At 61.3% G+C, this 20,577-nt stretch carries 18 protein-coding genes; 10 read left to right on the top strand and 8 right to left on the bottom strand.

What is annotated here, in order from left to right:
* Complete coding sequence (locus C1J04_RS17085) at nt 1-471, top strand: MaoC family dehydratase (RefSeq protein ID WP_005849103.1); 471 nt, start codon at nt 1-3, stop codon at nt 469-471.
* A gap of 75 nt (nt 472-546) precedes the next feature.
* Here C1J04_RS17085 and C1J04_RS17080 read toward each other — a convergent pair whose 3' ends face one another.
* The 8 genes from C1J04_RS17080 to C1J04_RS17045 form a co-directional block, all read right to left on the bottom strand.
* The gene (locus C1J04_RS17080; RefSeq protein ID WP_005849102.1) at nt 547-1,152 is read right to left on the bottom strand and encodes a hypothetical protein; all 606 of its coding nucleotides are present in this window, start codon (nt 1,150-1,152) and stop codon (nt 547-549) included.
* Nucleotides 1,153-1,155: 3 nt separating this feature from the next.
* A complete protein-coding gene (locus C1J04_RS17075; RefSeq protein WP_037953459.1) occupies nt 1,156-3,333 on the bottom strand; it encodes a xanthine dehydrogenase family protein molybdopterin-binding subunit in 2,178 nt (725 codons plus the stop codon).
* A 3-nt stretch (nt 3,334-3,336) separates the two neighbouring features.
* Nucleotides 3,337-3,795 (bottom strand): (2Fe-2S)-binding protein, encoded by a 459-nt coding sequence (locus C1J04_RS17070; protein WP_009824309.1) that lies wholly within the window; start codon nt 3,793-3,795, stop codon nt 3,337-3,339.
* Between the two features lie 163 nt (nt 3,796-3,958).
* Nucleotides 3,959-7,072, bottom strand: a complete 3,114-nt coding sequence (locus C1J04_RS17065; protein WP_009824310.1) for an efflux RND transporter permease subunit — start codon at nt 7,070-7,072, stop codon at nt 3,959-3,961.
* A 21-nt stretch (nt 7,073-7,093) separates the two neighbouring features.
* Nucleotides 7,094-8,260: an efflux RND transporter periplasmic adaptor subunit gene (locus C1J04_RS17060; RefSeq protein ID WP_009824311.1), complete on the bottom strand. Its 1,167-nt coding sequence runs from the start codon at nt 8,258-8,260 to the stop codon at nt 7,094-7,096.
* A gap of 74 nt (nt 8,261-8,334) precedes the next feature.
* The gene (locus tag C1J04_RS17055; RefSeq protein WP_009824312.1) at nt 8,335-9,603 is read right to left on the bottom strand and encodes a multidrug effflux MFS transporter; all 1,269 of its coding nucleotides are present in this window, start codon (nt 9,601-9,603) and stop codon (nt 8,335-8,337) included.
* The gene (locus tag C1J04_RS17050) at nt 9,600-10,073 is read right to left on the bottom strand and encodes a MarR family winged helix-turn-helix transcriptional regulator (RefSeq protein ID WP_009824313.1); all 474 of its coding nucleotides are present in this window, start codon (nt 10,071-10,073) and stop codon (nt 9,600-9,602) included. The genes C1J04_RS17055 and C1J04_RS17050 overlap by 4 nt, the downstream gene beginning before the upstream one ends.
* Before the next feature lie 113 nt (nt 10,074-10,186).
* Nucleotides 10,187-11,203 (bottom strand): aldose epimerase family protein, encoded by a 1,017-nt coding sequence (locus tag C1J04_RS17045; RefSeq protein WP_009824314.1) that lies wholly within the window; start codon nt 11,201-11,203, stop codon nt 10,187-10,189.
* Between the two features lie 166 nt (nt 11,204-11,369).
* Between C1J04_RS17045 and C1J04_RS17040 the strand changes: the two genes are divergently transcribed.
* The 9 genes from C1J04_RS17040 (at nt 11,370) to C1J04_RS17005 (ending at nt 20,311) form a co-directional block, all read left to right on the top strand.
* Nucleotides 11,370-12,353, top strand: coding sequence for a response regulator (locus tag C1J04_RS17040; protein WP_009824315.1), 984 nt, complete (start codon nt 11,370-11,372; stop codon nt 12,351-12,353).
* The gene (locus C1J04_RS17035; RefSeq protein WP_005849092.1) at nt 12,353-12,724 is read left to right on the top strand and encodes an Hpt domain-containing protein; all 372 of its coding nucleotides are present in this window, start codon (nt 12,353-12,355) and stop codon (nt 12,722-12,724) included. Before C1J04_RS17040 ends, C1J04_RS17035 begins: the two co-directional genes overlap by 1 nt.
* Before the next feature lie 169 nt (nt 12,725-12,893).
* Nucleotides 12,894-14,171 (top strand): flavin-dependent oxidoreductase, encoded by a 1,278-nt coding sequence (locus C1J04_RS17030; RefSeq protein ID WP_009824316.1) that lies wholly within the window; start codon nt 12,894-12,896, stop codon nt 14,169-14,171.
* 204 nt (nt 14,172-14,375) lie between these two features.
* Nucleotides 14,376-15,635, top strand: coding sequence for an imelysin family protein (locus tag C1J04_RS17025; protein ID WP_009824317.1), 1,260 nt, complete (start codon nt 14,376-14,378; stop codon nt 15,633-15,635).
* 45 nt (nt 15,636-15,680) lie between these two features.
* Nucleotides 15,681-16,262 (top strand): hypothetical protein, encoded by a 582-nt coding sequence (locus tag C1J04_RS19630; RefSeq protein WP_254655092.1) that lies wholly within the window; start codon nt 15,681-15,683, stop codon nt 16,260-16,262.
* Between the two features lie 5 nt (nt 16,263-16,267).
* The gene (locus C1J04_RS19625; RefSeq protein ID WP_009824319.1) at nt 16,268-16,684 is read left to right on the top strand and encodes a porin; all 417 of its coding nucleotides are present in this window, start codon (nt 16,268-16,270) and stop codon (nt 16,682-16,684) included.
* Nucleotides 16,685-16,742: 58 nt separating this feature from the next.
* Nucleotides 16,743-18,239, top strand: a complete 1,497-nt coding sequence (locus tag C1J04_RS17015) for a di-heme oxidoreductase family protein (RefSeq protein WP_009824320.1) — start codon at nt 16,743-16,745, stop codon at nt 18,237-18,239.
* A 1-nt stretch (nt 18,240) separates the two neighbouring features.
* On the top strand, nt 18,241-19,257 hold the full coding sequence (locus C1J04_RS17010) for an imelysin family protein (protein WP_009824321.1): 1,017 nt from the start codon (nt 18,241-18,243) through the stop codon (nt 19,255-19,257).
* Nucleotides 19,258-19,261: 4 nt separating this feature from the next.
* Entirely contained in the window at nt 19,262-20,311 is a 1,050-nt protein-coding gene (locus tag C1J04_RS17005) for a DUF1513 domain-containing protein (RefSeq protein ID WP_009824322.1), read from the top strand.
* Nucleotides 20,312-20,577 lie beyond the last annotated feature (266 nt).

The following is a 20,577-nucleotide window of genomic DNA, read 5'->3' as shown; positions in this document are numbered from 1 at the left end:
ATGTCTGCATTGAAAGAGGCACTAGCCCATAGTGAAACGCTGATCGGGACCGAGGTCGGGGTCTCTGACTGGATCACGGTGGATCAAGAGATGATCGACCAATTTGCCAAAACCACCCACGACATGCAGTGGATTCACATCGACCCCGAACGCGCCGCTGCGGAAACGCCCTTTGGCGGAACGATTGCGCATGGGTTCCTGACCTTGTCGCTGGCGAGCCGCTTTGCCTATGATTGCTTTAATATGATGCCCGGACAGGTGATGGGCATTAACTATGGCATGAACAAGCTGCGGTTCCTGACTCCGGTCAAGGCGGGGTCGCGGCTGCGCGGGCGGTTCACGCTGCAAAAGGTCACGGCGCGCAACGCCACCGATATGCTGCGCGAGAACCTGCTAACTATCGAGATCGAAGGCGTCGAGACACCCGCGATGGTCGCCGAATGGTTGGGGCTGGCGGTGTTCAAAGACTAACCTAACCCCCCACACCAGCGCAAAGACAACGGGCCGCGCATCGCCGCGCGGCCCGTTGCTGTTATGTAAAAGCATTTACCCCGCGGGGCACGCAGCACCCGTCTCGATCCAGGCCTTGGTCAACTCGCCAAAAATCTCCTGACTGCCGGGTGCGGGCTCGCGCCCCTCGCCCGGATGCCACCCCCAGCCGACCAGACCGTCTTCGGCGTTATGCTCGTGCAGCTCTTCCAGCGTCTTACCGCCATTGCGTTCCTCGTCCTTGATCTGGGCACAGATTTCGGCAGCGGATTTGCCGATCCAGCCCATTTCAATCGGGGCCAGTTGCCAGGGGGTATGCCCTGGAATCGACCCGCCGCCCGCGGCAAAGGTAAAGTTCTGTTCGCCATGACAGGTGTTGCAGCGCATACCGGGCGCGCCAAAGTCCGCCTCTCCACGTACCACGGGGGGTTCATGCATCTGCATATCCATCCCTTGGCGCGGGGAGTTATCGACGGGGTGGCAATTCAAGCAGCGTGGATGCCCGATCACCACCATCATTTCCTCGAACAGCGCGGTGGAGCGTTCTGCCTCCCCCTCGATCGCGTCAAATTCGTCAACCGTGCGCAGACCGTTGACGGTTTCTGCCATGACAGGGCCCGCCATCAGCGCAGTGATGGCCATGATGTTCAGCGTATTTTTCATGACTTACACTCCTACGGATTTGGTAAAGGGCAGTTTGGTAACAGCTTGCCCCGTCAGGGCACGCCACGCGTTTGCAACGGCGGGACCGACAGGCGGCAAGCCGGGTTCGCCGATACCGGTGGGGTCGTTATCGCTTTGTACGATAGCGACCTCTACCTGGGGCATCTCGTTGATGCGCAGCATGCGGTAGGTGTCAAAGTTGCGTTCCATGATGGTGCCGCCTTCGCCAAGGGTGACCTCGTCAAACAGCACCGATCCCAGTCCATAGCCCGCCCCGCCTTCGATCTGGGCGCGGATGACATTGGGGTTCACGGCGACGCCACAGTCAACGGCGCACCAGATTTTATGCACCTTGGGAAAGCCGCCCTGATCCGAAACCTCGACGATCTGTGCCACATAGGTGTTAAAGCTTTCGTGCACAGCGACGCCGTAGGCACGATCCCCTTTCACCTTGGTGCCGTCCCAACCCGCCAGCGCGGACACTTTCTCCAACACGCCACGGTCGCGACCGGCGTCGCCTTTCATCAGGTCCAGACGCCCCTGAACGGGGTCTTTGCCCCCTGCCTCAAGCAGTTGATCCAGAAACACCTCGGTCGCGTAACCGGTGTGCGAATGGCCAACCGACCGCCACCAGAGCACGGAAACGGGGCTGTCCTGCCGGACCCAGTCCACCTTGAGCGCGGGCAGATCGTAGGGCATCTTGGTGGCCCCCTCGTAGGACGTGGGGTCCATGCCGTCTTTCATCATGCCTTCCATCGGACCACCGGCCATGATGGATTGGTTCACCACCACGTCATGCCACCCGACGATATTGCCGTCGGCGTCCAGACCACCCTTCATCTTATGCACGGTCAGCGGGCGATAATAGCCGCCGATCATGTCGTCCTCGCGCGTCCAAAGCAGTTTCCAGGAGCCGTTGCCACCCGCGGCTTTCGCGATCTCGGCGACTTCGGCGGCGACATGGGCCGTGGGCTGCGCGCGGCGGCCAAAGCTGCCGCCCGCGAACATCACGTTGATCTGCACATCCGATGGATCGATCCCCAAGGTGGCGGCCAGCGTCGGCTTGTCGAGCGACGGGAATTGCGAGCCCATCCAAAGCTCCGCCTTGCCGTCCGTGACCTCAAGCACGGCGTCAAGCGGTTCAAGCGCGGCATGGGCAAGATAGGGAAAGTGGAACTCTGCCTCGATCACCTGCGCGGCCCCGTCGATGCCCGCCATGGCATCGCCAACCTCTTCCGCGGCGCGACCGCCTTCGGCAGCGGCACGCGAGAAATCCGCATAGATCTGCGCGCTCGACCGGGTTTCGGCTTTGCTGTCGTCCCATGTCACCTGCAATGCTTCGCGCCCCTTGAGCGCGGCACCGGTGGTCTTGGCATAGACCGCGACCCCTTGCGGGATTTCACGTACCGCGATGACACCCGGCACCTTCAGCGCGTCGGTATCGTCAAAGCTGGCGACAACGGCGCCCATCTTATCGGGGTGCGCCACGACGACCGTTTCCATCCCCTCGCGGTAGACATCCATCGTGTATTCGGCCTGACCGGTTGTCTTGGCATGGGTGTCCAGCTTTGGCACATCGGTGCCGATCAGGGTAAAATCCTTGGCCTCTTTCAACTTGGGTTCGGCGGGAGCGGTCATGGTTGCGGCTTTTTCAGCGAAGGCGCCAAAGCCTGCTTCGGTCCCGTTGGGGTGGGATATCCGCCCTTTCGAGATCGTGATCTCGGACGCGGGCACGCCCCATTCGGCGGCGGCGGCATCAACCAGCATCGCGCGGGCGGCGGCACCGGCCTTGCGCATCTGCATATAACTGTTCGCCATCGCGGTGGACCCGCCTGTGCCCTGCAACCCGAACAGCGTATTGGCGTAAAGTTCATCATTGGCAGGCGCGCTTTCGGCACGCATCTGCGACCAGTCGGCATCCAGTTCCTCGGCCACGAGGGTCGCAAGGCCGGTGTTCGGCCCTTGTCCGAATTCGATATGTTTGATCAGCACCGTCACCGTGTCATCGGGGGCGACACGCACAAAGGCGTTCGGCGCGAATGTGGCCGGATCGGCCACCGGATCAAAGGCGGTCGCGGCACCGGACTGGGCGCGCGATTTTTCGGGTAGAACAACGCCGATCACCAGTCCGGCAGAAGCGGTAGACAGAAAACCGCGGCGAGAGAGATTAAGATTGGTCATGCCTTACCCCTCCAGCTCTTTGGCGGCGTTCTTGATCGCCTCGCGGATACGGACATAGGTGGCGCAGCGGCAGATGTTGCCGGCCATTGCATTGTCGATATCCTCGTCCGTGGGGTTCGGGATCTCGCGCAGCAGGGCCGTGGCACTCATCACCTGACCGGATTGGCACCAGCCGCATTGGGGCACGTCGATCGCCTCCCACGCCGCTTGAACCGCTTTGGCCTCTGGCCCGTCGACACCCTCGATTGTGGTCACATAGGAGCCTTCAACCATAGAAAGCGGGGTGACACAGCTGCGGCGGGTCATGCCGTTCAATTCGACCGTGCAGGCACCGCATTGCGCGATACCGCAGCCGAATTTCGTGCCGGTCAGCCGCAGGTCGTCGCGCAGCACCCACAAGAGGGGCGTATCATCGGGCGCGTCGACGCTCACCTCTTTGCCGTTCAGGGTAAAGTTTATCATGCTGGCTCCTCCTATCGGATGTTGGCTGCTGGCGTGAAATGTTGGGGCTTCCCTCGCAGAGGCGAACTAGCCCGCAACAGCAGCGCGTCAATGTGCCACAATACAAAAGACGGAGGCGACGCGCGGTTGCCTCCGTCCTGACTTCATCAAAGCAGGAAGGTGCCTAGCCGGTGGTGTCCTTGACCGGATCCCTGCCGGTGACACGCGCCACCATCGCAAAGAAATACGGCACAAAAAGAACCCCCAGAACGGTTGCGGCAATTGTACCGGCCAGCACACCGGCCCCAATCGCCGTACGTCCACCGGACCCCGCACCGGTGCTGAGCACCAGCGGCAGAACCCCCAGCGAGAACGCCATAGAGGTCATGATGATAGGGCGGAACCGTTGCCGCGCGGCGTCGACAGCGGCGCCAAAGATGCTTTCGCCCTCTTGCCGTCTGTCGCGGGCAAACTCGACAATCAGGATCGCGTTTTTCCCCGTCAGACCTACCACGGTCAGCAGCCCGACCTGAAAGAAAACCCCGTTTTCGAACCCGCCCAGATAGGCACCGGTCAAGGTTCCCAAAATGCCGATTGGCATGGCGAGCATCACGGCAAAGGGGATCGACCAGCTTTCATAAAGCGCCGCCAGCGCCAAGAAGATCGCCGCCAGGGACAGACCGTACAGCAAGGGGGCTTGGTTGCCGGATTCCTGTTCCTCCAAGGACAACCCGGTCCAGGCGATCTGGAAGCCGGGGGGCAACTGGGTGACCAGACGTTCAAGCTCTGCAATCGCCTCGCCTGTGCTGACCCCTTCGGCGGGGGAACCCTGGATCTGCATCGCGGGGATACCGTTATAGCGGTTCACCCCCTGCGGCCCGTACGCCCAGCTTCCTTCGGCAAAGTTAGAGAAGGGCACCAGCCCCCCGCTGTCATTGCGCACGCGCCATTTCTCAAGATCCGAGGGGGTCGCGCGGGCAGCGGCCTCGCCTTGCACATAGACCCGTTTGATCCGCCCCTCATCGACAAAGTCGTTCACATAGCGACCCGCCCAGGCGACGGTCAGCAGGTTGCCCACATCCGTGGCACTGACCCCCATCGCACCGGCGCGGCGCCAGTCGATATCCAGATTGAACTGCGCCGCATCTTCCAACCCGCTGGGGCGGGCAGAGGCGATCAGCGGGCTTTGCGCCGCCATCCCCAACAGCTGATTGCGGGCCTCCAGCAGCTGTTCGTGGCTTTGACCGCCGCGGCCTTGCAGGTAGAAATCAAAGCCCGACACGTTGCCAAGCTGGCTGACCGAGGGCGGCACGATGGGGAAGACCATCGCGTCCTGTATCTGGCTGAAGGCACCAAAGGCCCGCCCCGCCACCGCCTGCACGCTTTGCGCCGCCTCTGTGCGTTGCTCCCAGTCTTTCAGTCGTACGAAGACCAGACCAAGGTTCTGCCCTTGGCCCGCAAAGCTGAAACCCACCACGCCGAAGACGGATTCGACGACGTCGCCCTCGTTTTCCAGATAGTAGTTCTCGACCTGTTTGATGACCTCGAGCGTGCGTTCCGCCGTCGCCCCCGTGGGGGCCTGCACCAGCGTGAACAGCGTGCCCTGATCCTCGGCCGGCAGGAAGCCTGCGGGCGTGCGCATGAACAAGAACACCATCGCCGCGATGATCGCCAGATAGACCAGCCCGACCCGCAGCGGACGCCGTACGAGCCAGCCGACCGTGCCGGTATACCCACCAAGTGTCTTGTCAAAACCGCGGTTGAACAGGCCAAAGAACCCGCGCCGCTTCTCGTGGCTGCCTTGCTTAAGCAGGGACGCACAAAGCGCGGGCGTCAGGGTCAACGCGACCACCACCGACAGCGTCATCGCCGAGATGATGGTGATCGAGAACTGTTTATAGATCACCCCCGTGGAGCCGGGGAAAAACGCCATCGGCACAAAGACCGCCGACAGAACCACCGCGATCCCGATCAGGGCGCCGGTGATCTGGTCCATCGACTTGCGCGTCGCCTCAAGCGGGCCGATGTGTTCCTGCTCCATGATCCGTTCGACATTCTCGACGACCACAATCGCGTCATCGACGAGCAGACCAATCGCCAGCACCATGCCCAGCATCGTCAGCGTGTTGATCGAAAAGCCAAAGGCCGCGAGCACGCCAAAGGTGCCCAGCAAGACGACCGGCACCGCCAGCGTCGGGATCAAGGTGGCACGGATGTTCTGCAAGAACAGATACATCACGATGAAGACCAGCACGATCGCCTCGATCAGGGTCTTGATCACCTCTTCGATAGAGATTTTCACGAAGGGCGTCGTATCGAAGGGCACGACATAGCTCACCCCTTCGGGGAAGAACGCCGACAGTTCCTCGATCCGCTGTTCGACGGCGGCGGCTGTATCCAGCGCGTTGGCACCGGGGGCAAGGCTGACCGCCATGCCGGTCGCCGCATTGCGGTTGTAGCGCGAGATCGTGGCATAGCTTTCCGACCCGATCTCGACCCGCGCGACATCGTTCAGCAGCACCAGCCCGCCGTCGGTTTCCGCGCGCAGTACGATCTGGCGGAAATCCTCGGGGCTGGTCAGCAGAGATTGCGCGGTGATCGTGGCGTTCAGCGCCTGCCCTTCGACGGCAGGACGGCTGCCAAAGGATCCCGCTGAAATCTGCGCGTTCTCGGCCGAAACCGCTGCCACGATGTCGGACGGGGTCAATTCAAACGCGGCGAGCTTCACCGGATCAAGCCAGATGCGCATCGCGTATTGCGCCCCGAACACTTGTACGCTGCCCACGCCTTCGACGCGGCTGATCTCGTTCACCAGATTGGATTGCATGTAATCGCCAAGATCGGTGGCGTCATACTTCCCGTTCTCGCCAATCAGCCCGATCACCATCAAGAAGCCGGCAGAGGATTTTTGCACCGTGATCCCCTGCCGCTGCACCGGTTCCGGCAACAAGGCAGAGGCTTGCGACAGTTTGTTCTGCACCTGCACCTGCGCGATATCGACATCTGTGCCGGTCTCGAACGTCAGCGTAATGCTCGCCCCGCCTTCGCTGGTGGACGACGACGAGATATAGCGCAGCCCGTCCAGACCGGTCATCTGCTGTTCGATCACCTGCGTCACCGTATTGGCCACCGTCTGCGCCGAGGCACCGGGATAGGACGCGCGCACAGCCACAGAGGGCGGCGCGATCTGCGGGTATTGCGCCACGGGTAGGTTGAGGATCGACAGGACGCCGATACCCATGATGAAAATCGAAATCACCCATGCGAAGATGGGGCGGTCAATAAAGAAACGGGCCATGCAAAACGCTCCGGCTTTTGGTTATTCGGCGGGTGCCGGTGCGGCGTCCTCGGAGGGCGCGTCTGGGGCGGCTTGCTCTTGTGGGGTAACGGTCGCACCGGGCGCGGCCTTTTGCAGCCCCATCACGATCACACGGTCGCCCGCCGATAACCCCTCGCTTACGATCCAGTCCGATCCGCGGTCCTGCAGCACGGTCAACTGGCGCTGTTCGACGACGTTGTCGCCGTTCACCACCATCGCCAGCGGCTGCCCGCGACGGTCGCGGCTTACGGCTTCTTGCGGGACAAGGAAGGCACCTTTCGCGATCCCCGTGGGCATTTCAACGCGCACATACATGCCCGGCAGCAGCAGACGGTCGGGGTTGTCAAAGGCCATCCGCAGCACGACGACACCGGTTTGCTGGTCCACATCCGGTTCGGCGGCGGTCAGCGTACCGGTCTGGTCATAGATACTGCCATCGGCCAGCGTCAGCTTGACCTCGCGCGGGGTATCGCCAAGGCGCTTTTCCGCATTGCCGCGCCGCCAATCCAGCAGCTCGGCAGCTGATTGCGTGACATCGACATAGACCGGATCAATGTTGCGGATCACGGCCAGCGGGCTGGCCTGACTGTTTGTCACCAAGGCACCGGGGCTGGTCAGGGACCGCCCGATCTCGCCCGATAGACGGGCGCGGACCTGTGTGTGATCCAGCTCGATCTGGGCAGAGCGCAGCCCCGCCTGCGCCGCCTGAAGCGAAGCCGCCGCGCTGTCGCGTGCCGCTACCGCCGCGTCCAGCGCCTGATCGCTGGCAACATTGCGCGAGGATAGTTCCTCGAGCCGCTTGGCCTCCCGTTCGGCAGAGCGGGCTTGCGCCTGTGCCTGCGCGACCGATGCCTGCGCCTGCGCGACAGCGGCCTCGTAAACGATGGGATCAATTTTAAACAGCACATCGCCTTCCGCCACGGGCTCACCCTCGGCAAACAGACGCTCTGTGATGATGCCGGCCACCTGCGGGCGTACCTCTGCCTCGGCAGAAGCGACAACGCGTCCGGGCAAGGTTGTGGCAAGCTGCACATCCTGCGGCTGCATCGTCATCACGGTGACGGCAGCAGGCGGGCGATCGCCCTGCTGCGCCGTTGCGGGGACAGACACCACACAAATAGCCGTTGCAAGGGCGGCGCAGCGCAGCCCGGAGATCAAGGAGTACATTCTGACGATCCTGTCTTTTAGTTCAAATCGAAAGCACCACCGCGGGGTGCTGTGGATGGGGCAGACAAATTGCCCTATTTTTCCGGTGCCGACACGGGCGACGGCGCCGTCACCTTGGGCCCGCAGGTGGCACGGGTTTCTGCCGGTGCAGCGGCTGCGGGCCGAGGCTGGATCTTGCGATAAACCAAAAACGACACGCAAGCTACCGCGCCCATCATCGGGATTAGGGTTGCCATAGCCAAAAGCGCATTGCCCATCAAGGCACCAAGCGACCCGACCAACAAACCGGACCCCATCTGGATAAAGCCCAGCATCGACGCCGCCGCCCCCGCAGCCCGCCCAAAGGGGGCAAGTGCCGCGGTGGACATGGCAGGCATCACAAAGGCAATCCCGAAAGAATAGGTCGCGACCGGCACCATCACATGCAGAAAGCTCGGCGGCCAAAGCAGCAGGGTTAACGTCCCCATACTGCCCAAGGCCACAAACACCAGCCCCGGCCCGACCAGCCGCTCTGCCGAAAACCGGCCCATCAGCTGGCGCACCAATAAAGACGCGGTAAAGAAGCTGCCCGATTGCGCCAACATCGACGCCCCGAATTGCGCAGGCGTCAGCCCGACCTCGTCCATCAGGATAAACGGCAGGAACGTCGCCTGCGCATAGAGCGCCCCAAGTGCACCGCCCATCACCAAAGCGGCGGATAGGAACTGCGGATTGCTGAGCAAAGCCTTGTAGGTCCGGCCAAGCGCCTTGAAATTCAGGCGCGAGGGGTCTGCGGTCACGGTTTCTTTCATGGAAAAAAGCGCGACCCAGATCACGAGGAAACCGATCACGGTCATCAGCAAGAAAATCGACTGCCAACCAAACACCGGCAGCATCAGCCCCCCGATGGTCGGGGCCAGCGCCGGACCAAGGGCAAGAATAATCCCGATCAGGTTCATGATCCGCGACGACCGGTCATCGGTGAACAGATCCCGCACCAATGCCCGCGAGATCGCGATCCCCGCGGAGGCCCCGATGCCTTGCAGGAAACGCGCGCCCATCAGAACCTCTACCGTGGGCGACAGGGTCGCAGCGACACTGGCCACGCAATAAAGCGCCATGAAGGCAATCGTGATCGGCCGCCGTCCAAGCGCATCCGACAGCGGCCCCGCAATCAGCTGCGCACAGGCGAAGCCCCCGAAATAAAGCGTCAGCGTCAGCTTGATCGCGGATTCCGTGGTGTCAAAGACGCGCACCAGCTCTGTCATCGCGGGCGTATACAAGGCCATCGACACAGGTCCGATGGCCACCAGAAGCGCACCGATCAGACTGACCCGCCGTTCTGACATAATGGGCGTTGTCATTCGGCAGCCTCGGATTTGCACGTCGCGCCACGGGACGCTGACAGGTTCTGTCGCAGGGTCAGGGCCGTGGCGCGGAAGGTCTGCCACTGCTCTGGCGTCAATCCTTCCGAAATGATCGTCTCTACCCGTGCACCGGCCTGTGCAATCTGCGACAGGATGTCATTGGCCCGCGGGGTCAGGGACGCGATCTTGGCGCGGCGGTCATTCGGGTCAGCTGTGCGGGCGATCAGCTCTGCCGCTTCCAGACGATCCAGAAACCCCGTGAGGCTCATCGGCGTCATGCCAAGACTTTCAGCCAGCCGATGCTGGCGCGTCGCCCCGCAGCGCGCCATATGCGCCAGCACCCTTGCCTCTGCCGCCGTCACAGGAAGCTCGGCGGCTTCGATCTCGCGCTCGAACACGCCACGGCTGAGCCTGCCGATGTCGCTGATAAGGAAACCAAAGCTGTCGGGGTTGATCTTGGTACGCATGTCTTGTCCGCTTTTAATATGTTTACCTTATTATATAGCGCACTGATACATCTTGGACCAAGTGTCAATTCGACCCTGCCCCAAAAAAACGTGAGGTCACCACGGTAAAGCTGTCAAATGCGGCGCAGCTCGAAACGGGACCGGTAGCGCACGGGCTTTTCCGGCAGCAGCAAACAATCGGGATACTCGGGGTGGTGCGGGGTATCGGGCCAGAACTGCGGCTCGATCGCAAGCCCGGCCTGTGGCCCATAGGTGCCCCCGTCCACGCCCAGATCCGCACCTGTATCAATATGCGCGCCGTTATAGAGCTGCACCCCAGGTTGATCTGTCAACACATCCAACTGTAGCCGCTGAGTGCATAACCGGCACGCAAGCACCATCTGGTCCCCGCCTTGGGAAAGGCAAAAGTTGTGATCCAGCACCGGTCCGATTGCGCGCGCATGGCGATAGTCGAAATCGCCGCCCGCTACCGCGACGGGCGCGCCCAACGGGAGTTGAGCGTCATCCACAGGAAGGTAGCTGGTCGCGGGCACCATCAGGCGGTGATCCGACAGATCCGCAGATCCCGACAGGTTCCAATAGCCATGAAAGGCGGGATTGAAATAGGTCGGCTGATCCGCCGCGCCCGTCATCTCGATCTCTAGATGTCCTGCAGTATCAATCGTGTATGTAACAGAGGCGTCAATATTCCCGGGAATCCCACCCAACCCGTCGGGGTGGTGCAGCTCAAGCCGGCAGCGCGTGGGGGTGACATTGGTAAAGCGCCAGTTCCGGCCGGAATACCCCGCAACGCCACTGTGCAATGTGGTCCGTCCTGCTTCGTTTTTATCAAGCTGATGCCGGACGCCCGCAATTTCCATCTCTGCCCCCGCGATGCGATTGGCGACCGGACCGACCACCGCGCCAAAGTACTGCATGCTGCCAAGATAGGCAGCCACGTCGCGCCCGCCCAGTAGCAGCGAATGCGATTCCCCCATGACGCGAAGCTCTTGAATCGTTGCCCCCCACGACAAAACGGAAATCGACGTACCGCCGTTGCTGATCTGATGCCGGACAATCTTTTCACCCTCTGGCGTTGTGCCGAAAATCGTTGAATCGGCTTTATTTTTCTTGCTCTGCGCCGGCGTCATCGAATGGTCCCTTTCGTCTATTCAACTGCTCAAACGAACATCTAATTAGCCTAAATGCCTAAGTATTTAACCGAGATCGCCCCAATTATGACAAGTTTCGCCATCAGATAGAAAGCAACAGAAACAGCCATACCGAGCTGTTACGGACAAGTAGTAAGGCAAACAAATGAAAATTCTTGCGGTAGATGACGACCCAATCATCCTAGAGCTTTTGTCGCATTTCATTGAAGGCATGACAGACCACACACTGGTCACTGCCGAATGCGCTGCCGATGCACTTGAGGCGATCAAGGACAACGCCCGCGCCCCGTTCGACAGCTTCCTTCTGGATATCCAGATGCCGGTCACCGACGGTATCCAGCTGGCCAGCCAGATCCGCGCGATGAAGCAATATATGGACGCGCCGATCCTGATGCTGACCGCGATGTCCGAAAAATCCTATATCGATGCCGCCTTCTCTGCCGGTGCGACCGACTATGTGACCAAGCCGTTCGAAATGACCGAGCTTAAGGCGCGGCTGGCGCTGGTTGAACGCGCGGTTGAAGGCTTGGCAACCCGCACGAGCAAAGTGTTCGCGGCCAAGGCGGTTACCCATCACGACGGTCGGCCCGAACGCGCCGTGCAATTGCACGAGCCGATGGCGATCCATGATGTGAACAACCTGATCGAGTTCATGGCGCTTGAGAACTATGTACAGCAATTGTCGCGCAGCGACCTGTTCGGGTCGATCTGCTTTGCCTTCAACATCCGCGATGTCGAAATCTTCCACGAAAACATGTCGAACTTTGAATTCTGCAGCATGCTCAGCGATGTCGGAGAGATCATTTCGGATACGCTGGAAGGCTGCCAGTTCCTCATGTCTTACGCAGGCGGCGGCACGTTTGTATGCATCACAGAAAGCGGCTGGCGCCCTGATCCCAAGCTTTTGGCGAATAATATCAACATTTCGCTGGCAAAAACCGAATTGTTCGATAACCGTGGTCAACACATCAACCCACGTATTTGCGCCGGCAAGGCGGTGCGGTTGATGTGGAAGACAAATTCCTCGGTCATGGATGCGCTGTCAGAGGCGCATGCCTCTGCCGAAGAAGCGACAGCCAACTACCAGAAGGTCCAGAACGACTTCTGGAATGTGGGGAGAACAGCGTGATGCACAAGAAGCTGGAGTTACCGGGGATCGAGCGTATTCGCGCGCGGTTCCTCGATATGCTAGAGCAGCGCCAGCGTGCGCTGGCCGAGCACGCGCTTGCCGCCTGGGAAGGCAGCACGCTGCAAGAGATCAACGATAACCTCGCCGAAGCGCGTACCATTCTGCACCAGATCGCGGGCACGGCCGGTTCTTTGGGGTTCGACGATCTGGGTACCGTGGCGCGCGACAACGAGCTTGCGATTGACGCGCATCTGGATGGCCCCAAGGGCAAGATCGCCAACTGCCCGACCGAGATTATCTTTGGTCTGGACGACTTCCTGAAATCCTCCGAAGCGTTGATTGCCGAACAATCCGCGTTGGAATCCGCCTAAACGGTCTTTTGCGCTTCCGGCCCCCACGAGCCATCTGCCGTTGCAGCGCCTCGCGCTCCGGCGATCCGGGATGTGCCCCGCTTTCCCAGACATCCCATTGATTTCCGCACCATGATGTAGGACGTTCGTCGCGCAACGAAATGCCCCTAGTCGAAAGCGGAACTGCACTATGACCCAACCCCATATCCTGATCGCAGGCGGCGGTATCGGCGGCCTAGCACTGGCGCTTTCGCTGCACCAGCTTGGCCTGCGCTGCACCGTTTATGAGCAGGTGCGCAGCTTGAAACCGCTGGGTGTGGGGATCAACATCCAGCCCAATGCCGTGCGCGAGCTGTTTGATCTGGGGTTGACCCAAGCGCAGCTTGACGAAATCGGCGTGCCCGCAATGGAATGGGCGCTGGTCGGGCAGAAGGGGCAAGAGATTTACGCAGAGCCGCGCGGCACCGACGCAGGCTATCGCTGGCCGCAATATGCCGCGCATCGGGGCCAGCTGCATATGCTGCTGTATCAAACGCTGGTGGATCGCGCTGGTGCCGAGGCCGTGCAGCTTGGTGCCAAGATCACCGGATACACCCACGGGCCAGCGGGTGGCGTCACCGCGCATGTCGCCCGTGCCGACGGGTCACAGACACGTGCCGAGGGCACCCTGCTGATCGGTGCCGACGGGATACATTCCGCCGTGCGTGCGCAGATGCATCCCGATCAGCCGCCGATCCACTGGGGTGGTGCTTTGATGTGGCGCGGCACCTCGCGGGCAAAACCGGTGCGCACGGGGTCTTCGTTTGTCGGGCTTGGCGACCACCGCCAGCGCATGGTGATCTATCCGATTTCAGCCCCCGATGCCGACGGCTATGCCACCATCAACTGGATCGCCGAAGTCACGCTGGACGAGACCGAGGATCGCAAAAGCGGTTGGTACCGTCCGGCGGAGCTGTCGGACTTTGCGCATCACTTTGACGGTTGGACTTACGATTGGCTGGATGTCCCCGCCCTGCTGCGCGGCGCGACAGAGATTTACGAGAACCCGATGATCGACCGAGATCCGATCCCCACGTGGGTCGACGGCCCTGTTGCCCTGATCGGCGACGCGGCCCATGCCATGTATCCCACAGGATCGAACGGCGCGAGCCAGGCGATCATGGACGCCCGCCATCTGTGCGCGCGCTTCCTGCAAGACGGGGTCACCCCTGCGGCGCTGCGCAGTTTTGACGACGCTTATTGCGGACCGATATCAGAGCTGATCCTGCGCAATCGCGGGGCCGGTCCTTTCGGGTTGCTGAACATGGTAAACGACCGCTGTGGCGGTGCCTTCGACCAGATCGACGACGTGATCCCTCCTCAGGAACGGGCCGAGTATATGGCGCAGTACAAGACCGCAGCAGGATTTGCCGTTGATCGGTTGAATGCCTCTGACCCCACTTTGCCGCAAGGCGCACGCCTTACATAGTAAGTCCCTAGGATCACCGCGTATTTTTTGGGCGGTGCCAAAAACGTGAGCGGCAAAAAAGTTATCTTACTAAAATTGTCGGGTTGACCTTCCCCGCGATACTGTTCAGGTATTGCGCATGATTTCCATGCCTCCGGCGCGGCCCGTCGATCCGCAATTGTCGACAGCATCCGCAGGCGCGATCCGTCGAAAGGAACTGAACGTATGACCCGCAGCTTGATGACCTCTGTGCTTGCATTGACCTTGGCCTCCCCCGCTTTGGCGGTAGAGAAGTCCGAGGTGATCGACACATACGCCGACATCGCCGAAGCCGCCTATGGCGACAGCCTGATCACAGCCCAAGCGCTGGTCGACGCTGTGGATGCCCTGATCGCAGAGCCCTCCGCCGACACGATGCAAGCCGCCCGCACCGCGTGGCTGGCAGCGCGCGTCCCCTACCAGCAGACCGAAGCCTACCGTTTCGGCAACCCCATCGTTGACGACTGGGAAGGCAAGCTGAACGCTTGGCCGCTGGACGAAGGTCTGATCGACTATGTTGACGCCTCCTATGGCGGGGCCACCGATGAAAACGCCGCCGCCGCGTTGAACGTTATCGCGAACCCGACCTTCACACTGTCGGGCACCGAAGTTGACGCCAGCACAATCACCCCCGACTTCCTTGCCGAAACCTTGCACGAAGCCGACGGGAACGAAGCCAATGTGGCGTCGGGCTACCACGCGGTTGAATTCATGCTCTGGGGGCAGGATCTGAACGGCACGAAACACGGGGCCGGTGCGCGCGACTGGACAGACTACGCCACGGGCGACGACTGCACCAATGACAATTGTGACCGCCGCGGTCAGTACCTCAAGGCTGCTGCCGATCTGATCGTGACCGATCTGGAGTATATGGTTGCACAATGGGCCGAAGGCGGTGCCGCGCGCACCAACCTGACCGACAACGAAGACGGCGCGATTTCGGCGATGCTAACCGGCATGGGGTCGCTGTCTTACGGCGAGCTCGCGGGCGAACGCATGCGCCTTGGTCTGATGCTGAACGACCCCGAAGAAGAGCAAGACTGCTTCTCGGACAACACCCACAACAGCCACTATTACGACGGTCTGGGCATCCAGAACGTGTACCTCGGCGCCTATGCGCGTACCGACGGCACGCTGGTCACCGGCCCATCCCTGTCCGATCTGGTCGCTGCCGAAAACGCTGATCTGGATGCGGAAATGCAGCTGAACCTGTCGACCACCATGCGCAAGCTTGGCCAGATCAAGACCGCTGCCGAAGCGGGCATGTCCTATGACCAGATGATGGCGCGCGGCAACAAGGGCGGCGAAGCCTTGGTCATGGGGGGGGTGAACGCCCTGATCGCACAGACCAAGACCATCGAACGCGTCGTCGCCACCCTGGGCGTGGATGACGTGGCGATTGAAGGCTCCGACAGCCTCGATAGCCCCGGCGCCGTGTTCGAGTAATACCCCGTCTTCACGCGTTTCTCCTCCCACTGAAAGTAAACAAGAATGAAGAAACTAGCTCTCGCCGGTTGCGCTTTGGCGCTGACCGGTGCCACTCCCCTTATGGCTCAAGAACAGGCATTTGTCTGGGGCGGAGAGTTTGAGATCGGCGTCGACAGCACCGTCACATCCGATGATCCTGCCGACGAGTTGACCGATAACTACGCCAGCCTGTCGCTCGCCTTCGAAGCTGGTGTCGCGACCAGCATCACGCTGTTTGGTGAAGTGAGCCTGGAAAGCGTCACAGACCCGGCCGAAACCCGTCATTTCGACGATCTGGGTCTTTATGTGGACGAACTTGGCCTGCGCTTTGATCTGGCCGCAGGCGAGCTGAGCGTCGGTAAAGTAAGCCCGACCTTCGCTGTTGCATTGGACGCAGCCCCCGGTTTCTACGGCACATCGCTGGCCGAAGACTATGAGTTGCCCGAAGTGATCGGTGCGACATTCGACATGCCTGTCGCCGCCTCCGGCGGGGTTCTGTCCTTTGCGCTGTTCTATGTGGATGACACGGCGTTCAGCGACCGCTGGGGACAAAGCGCGGCCGCAACACCACCGCGGACGGCGGCGCGGGCAACACCGGCAAGCTGAACAACGTGGCGCTACAGTACACGCAAGAAGTTGGCGACACGATCTATTGGGTTGGCGGGCGTTTCCTGACCGCAGGTGACAGCGATGTATCCGACGAAAAAGGGGCCGTCATCGGGATGGCGCATGACTTTGGCAACGGTTTCGACCTGATCGCCGAAGTGGCCTATTTCGACGGGTTCGCAGGCACGGGCGAGGATTCCACCTATGCGACATTGGGCGGTTCCTACGTTCAGGGGCCGTGGGCCTACTCTGCCAGCTACACCGGCATCGACAACACTGCGAACGGTTACGACGATTTGATCACCGTGGGTGTAGACTACACGTTCGAGAATGATATGTCGCTGAGTGGTGGCGTCGGCTTCTACGATGTAGACGGCAATGACTTTACCGCTGTCGGGGCATCGTTGGTCATCCCCTTCTAATATCGAAATAGGGCAGAATATGCGTTTCCTCCGGTCTTTTATCCCTCAGGCCCTGGTGATGTCCCTGCCCCTATTGAGCGGTCCGGTCTACGCCGGGCCGCTTGATGAACCCCATCTGGATATCATCCCGCGTACCGCCGATGAAACGGCCCGTATCGCCGATGTGACCGCCCCACCCGACAGTTTTGACGCCCCCAGCCCGTTCGAGGTGAACAGCGGCGGCGCGGCTACCGTACGCCCGCGTATGAACGCCGATGCGTTTTCGCAGGCCTCGGGCAATATGTCGTTCGAGGACGAGCTGACCTTCAAGCTGGGCAATGGGCTGTTTCGCAAGCTCTGGGTGTCGTCGCCTTCCTCGACGCTGGCCTCTGACGGGTTGGGTCCCTTGTTCAACGCGCGGTCGTGCCAAAGCTGCCACATCAAGGACGGGCGCGGCCACCCGCCCGAAGGCCCCGACGACAGCGCGATTTCCATGTTTCTGCGCGTGTCAATTCCGGGCAATGAAGACGCCGGCATTATCAAAGAGATCGAAGGGTATCTGGCCACGCTCGCCGAACCCACATACGGCACGCAAATGCAGGATTTCGCCGTCTCGGGGCATCGTGCCGAGTACCGCTTGCAGATCGATTATACCGAAGTCCCCGTGACCCTGTCGGGCGGGCAGGTCGTGTCCTTGCGGCACCCGACATACACCGCGGCTGATCTTGGCTATGGTCCGCTGCACCCCGACGCAATGCTGTCGCCCCGTGTGACGCCGCAGATGATCGGGCTTGGGCTTCTCGAAGCGATCCCTGCCGCGGATATTCTGGCACTGACAGACCCTAATGACGCGGATAGTGACGGTATTTCGGGCCGCGCCAATATCGTCTGGTCGCAGGAATACAACATGCCGATGCTGGGCCGTTTCGGGCTCAAGGCCGGGATGCCCACGATCCGCGAACAATCAGCTGGGGCCTTTGCGGGCGATATCGGCATCTCTAACCCGATCTTCGGCGATCCGTTTGGCGATTGTTCGACCATTCAGGATGCCTGCGTAAACGCGCCTCATGGGGCCGGTGACGTGCGCGGGTTCGAGATTGACGCCGAAGGGCTGGATCTGGTCACCTTTTACAGCCGCAACCTTGCCGTGCCCGCCCGTCGTGACGCGGACGCCCCCGAGGTGCTGCGCGGCAAACAGGTGTTCCATGAAACGGGCTGCGCCGACTGCCACCAGCCCAGCTTTGTCACCCATCGCCTGAAGGATCAGCCAGAGCAAAGCTTTCAGCTGATCTGGCCCTATACCGATATGCTGCTGCATGACATGGGCGAAGGCTTGGCCGATCACCGCCCCGAGGCTCGCGCCACCGGCACCGAATGGCGCACTGCGCCGCTGTGGGGGATTGGGATGACCGAAACCGTATCGGGACACACGCAATTCCTGCACGACGGGCGCGCGCGGTCACTGCTGGAAGCCGTGCTTTGGCATGGCGGAGAGGCCGAGCCCGCCAAGAATCGCGTCATTGACATGCCGCCCGCAGACCGTGATGCTTTAATCCACTATCTGGAAAGTTTGTAACATGAAAAAACTGGTCCTCGCCCTTGGTCTTTTCTGCGCACCATTGGGTGCTGCGGCCGAGGTAGGCTCCGCCGTTTTGCGCGATGTGGTCGATCATCACATCCTGCCCCGCTATACCACACTGGCAGAGCGTACGGATGCACTGGCCGCCGTGGCCCAGCAGAATTGCGCCCCCGATGACGCCGCGTTGCGCGATGCCTACCACGAAGCCTTTGACGCGTGGATCGCGGTGAGCCATCTGCGTTTTGGCCCGTCCGAGACCGACAACCGCGCCTTTGCGCTGGCCTTCTGGCCCGACAGCCGTGGGGCCACACCCAAAACGCTCGCGGGGCTGATCACGGATGCCGATCCCGTGGGCCGTGACCCGCAGGCTTATGCCGATGTCTCCATCGCGGGGCGCGGTTTTTATGCGCTCGAATTCCTGCTGTATGACGATCAGATCAGCACGATGGGCGATGCCGGCTATCGCTGCGCCTTGGTGCAGACGGTAACTGCCGATATCGCCACGCAGTCCCAAGCCATTCTGGACGGCTGGACCTCTGGCTATGCCGAGGCCGTTGCCACCCCCGCCGAAGGTGGCCCCTACCGCAGCACCGAGGAAGCCGCGCAAGAGCTTTTCAAGGCGCTGAACCTCGGGCTGGAGTTTACCGCCGACACCCGCATCGGCCGCCCCATGGGCAGCTTTGACCGCCCGCGCCCCAATCGGGCAGAGACGCGGCGATCGGGGCGGTCTTTGCGCAATGTCGTGGTCGCGCTCACCTCTCTGCAGGATCTGGCGGAGCGGTTGGCGGCGTATGACATGGCCGTGGTGGCCGCCTTTGACGACCGGTTTGACGAGGCGCTGGCAATCGCTGCCGACTTGGACGACCCTGTGTTCGCTGGAACGGCCAAGCCGCAATCCCGTCTGCGTGTAGAGGTGTTGCAGCAATCTGTTGCCGCGATCCGCGATGTGGCCCGCGGTGATCTGGGCCCGCATTTGGGCGTCGCTTCGGGCTTTAACGCATTGGACGGAGATTGATCCCATGACCAACCGCCGCCATTTCATTGCAGGGATGCTGGCATCAGGATTGGTGCCCGCGCCGACTTGGGCCGATGCGGGTGGGCCGGCCTATCTTGCCGCTGCCGGTCTGCGCGACGGCAGCTTTGTGCTCTGCGGTATCGACGCGGCGCTTGAGGTGGTGTTCGAAATCCCCCTGCCCGGTCGCGGCCACGCGGCGGCGGCGCATCCGTCCAAGCCACAAGCTGTCGCCTTTGCACGGCGCCCCGGCAATTTCGCACTGGTGATCGACTGCATGTCGGGGCGGGTCAAGGCCACGCTGCACGCGCCCGAGGGGCGGCACTTCTACGGGCACGGGGCTTTTTCCGCCGACGGGAGCCTGCTTTACACGACCGAAAATGACTATGCCAACGGCATCGGGCGCATTGGTGTCTGGGACGTGGCGCTTGGATATGTACGCGTCGATGAATTTGCCAGCGGCGGGGTAGGCCCCCATGATATCAAACGTCTGCCCGGTGGCGACACGCTGGTCGTGGCGAACGGCGGGATTGATACGCATCCCGATTCAGGGCGCGCCAAGTTGAATATCCCCACCATGCGGCCCAACCTCACCTACATCAACGACCGCCGTATTCTAGAGCAGATAGAACTGCCCCATGACATGCACCGCAACTCGATCCGGCATCTGGCCGTAGGGTCCGACGGGCGTGTCGCGTTCGGGATGCAATGGCAAGGCGACGGCGATGCCCCCGCGCTTGTCGGGCTGCATCAGCAAGGGGAAACACCGCTCTTGCTGGACGGTGCCGAAGATATGCACGGGTACATCGGCAGTATTGCCCTGTCGGATGACGGGTCCGAGATTGCCGTAACCTCGCCCCGTGCCGGTTTGGTGCAGGTATTTGACGCGGCAACCGCGTCATACACCCGTAGTATCGCGCTTACCGATGTCTGCGGTGTTGCCGCGGCGCCGGAAGATTTTGTTGTGACCAGCGGTACCGGTATCGTTCAGCGTCTCTCTGGCAGGTTGAACCCGGAAAAACCGCTGATGTGGGATAATCACCTCGTCCGGCTTTAAGCCCTAGCGGGTTGGCTTGATGTCAACGGCTTACATCTTCGAAAACGCAAAAAGCCCCCGTGGCCGGCACCTACGCCGGTCCACAGGGCAAAGTAGTAAGGGCCGGAGCAGGCCCGAAAATCGATTAAGCTGATGAACTCTGCCCCGCGAAAAGTCGCGCGTATGAGGGTTCACGAAAAAGGGAAAGCGCCGCATTCGATTCCCGTCTGCTGTTAAATCCTTTCAAATCATATCGGGTCGAACACGGTGCTTTCTCGGGCCCTGGC

The sequence above is a fragment of the Sulfitobacter sp. SK025 genome (assembly GCF_003352105.1).
GTDB classification, from domain to species: domain Bacteria; phylum Pseudomonadota; class Alphaproteobacteria; order Rhodobacterales; family Rhodobacteraceae; genus Sulfitobacter; species Sulfitobacter pontiacus.
This window is presented reverse-complemented; position numbering and strand designations above follow the sequence as displayed.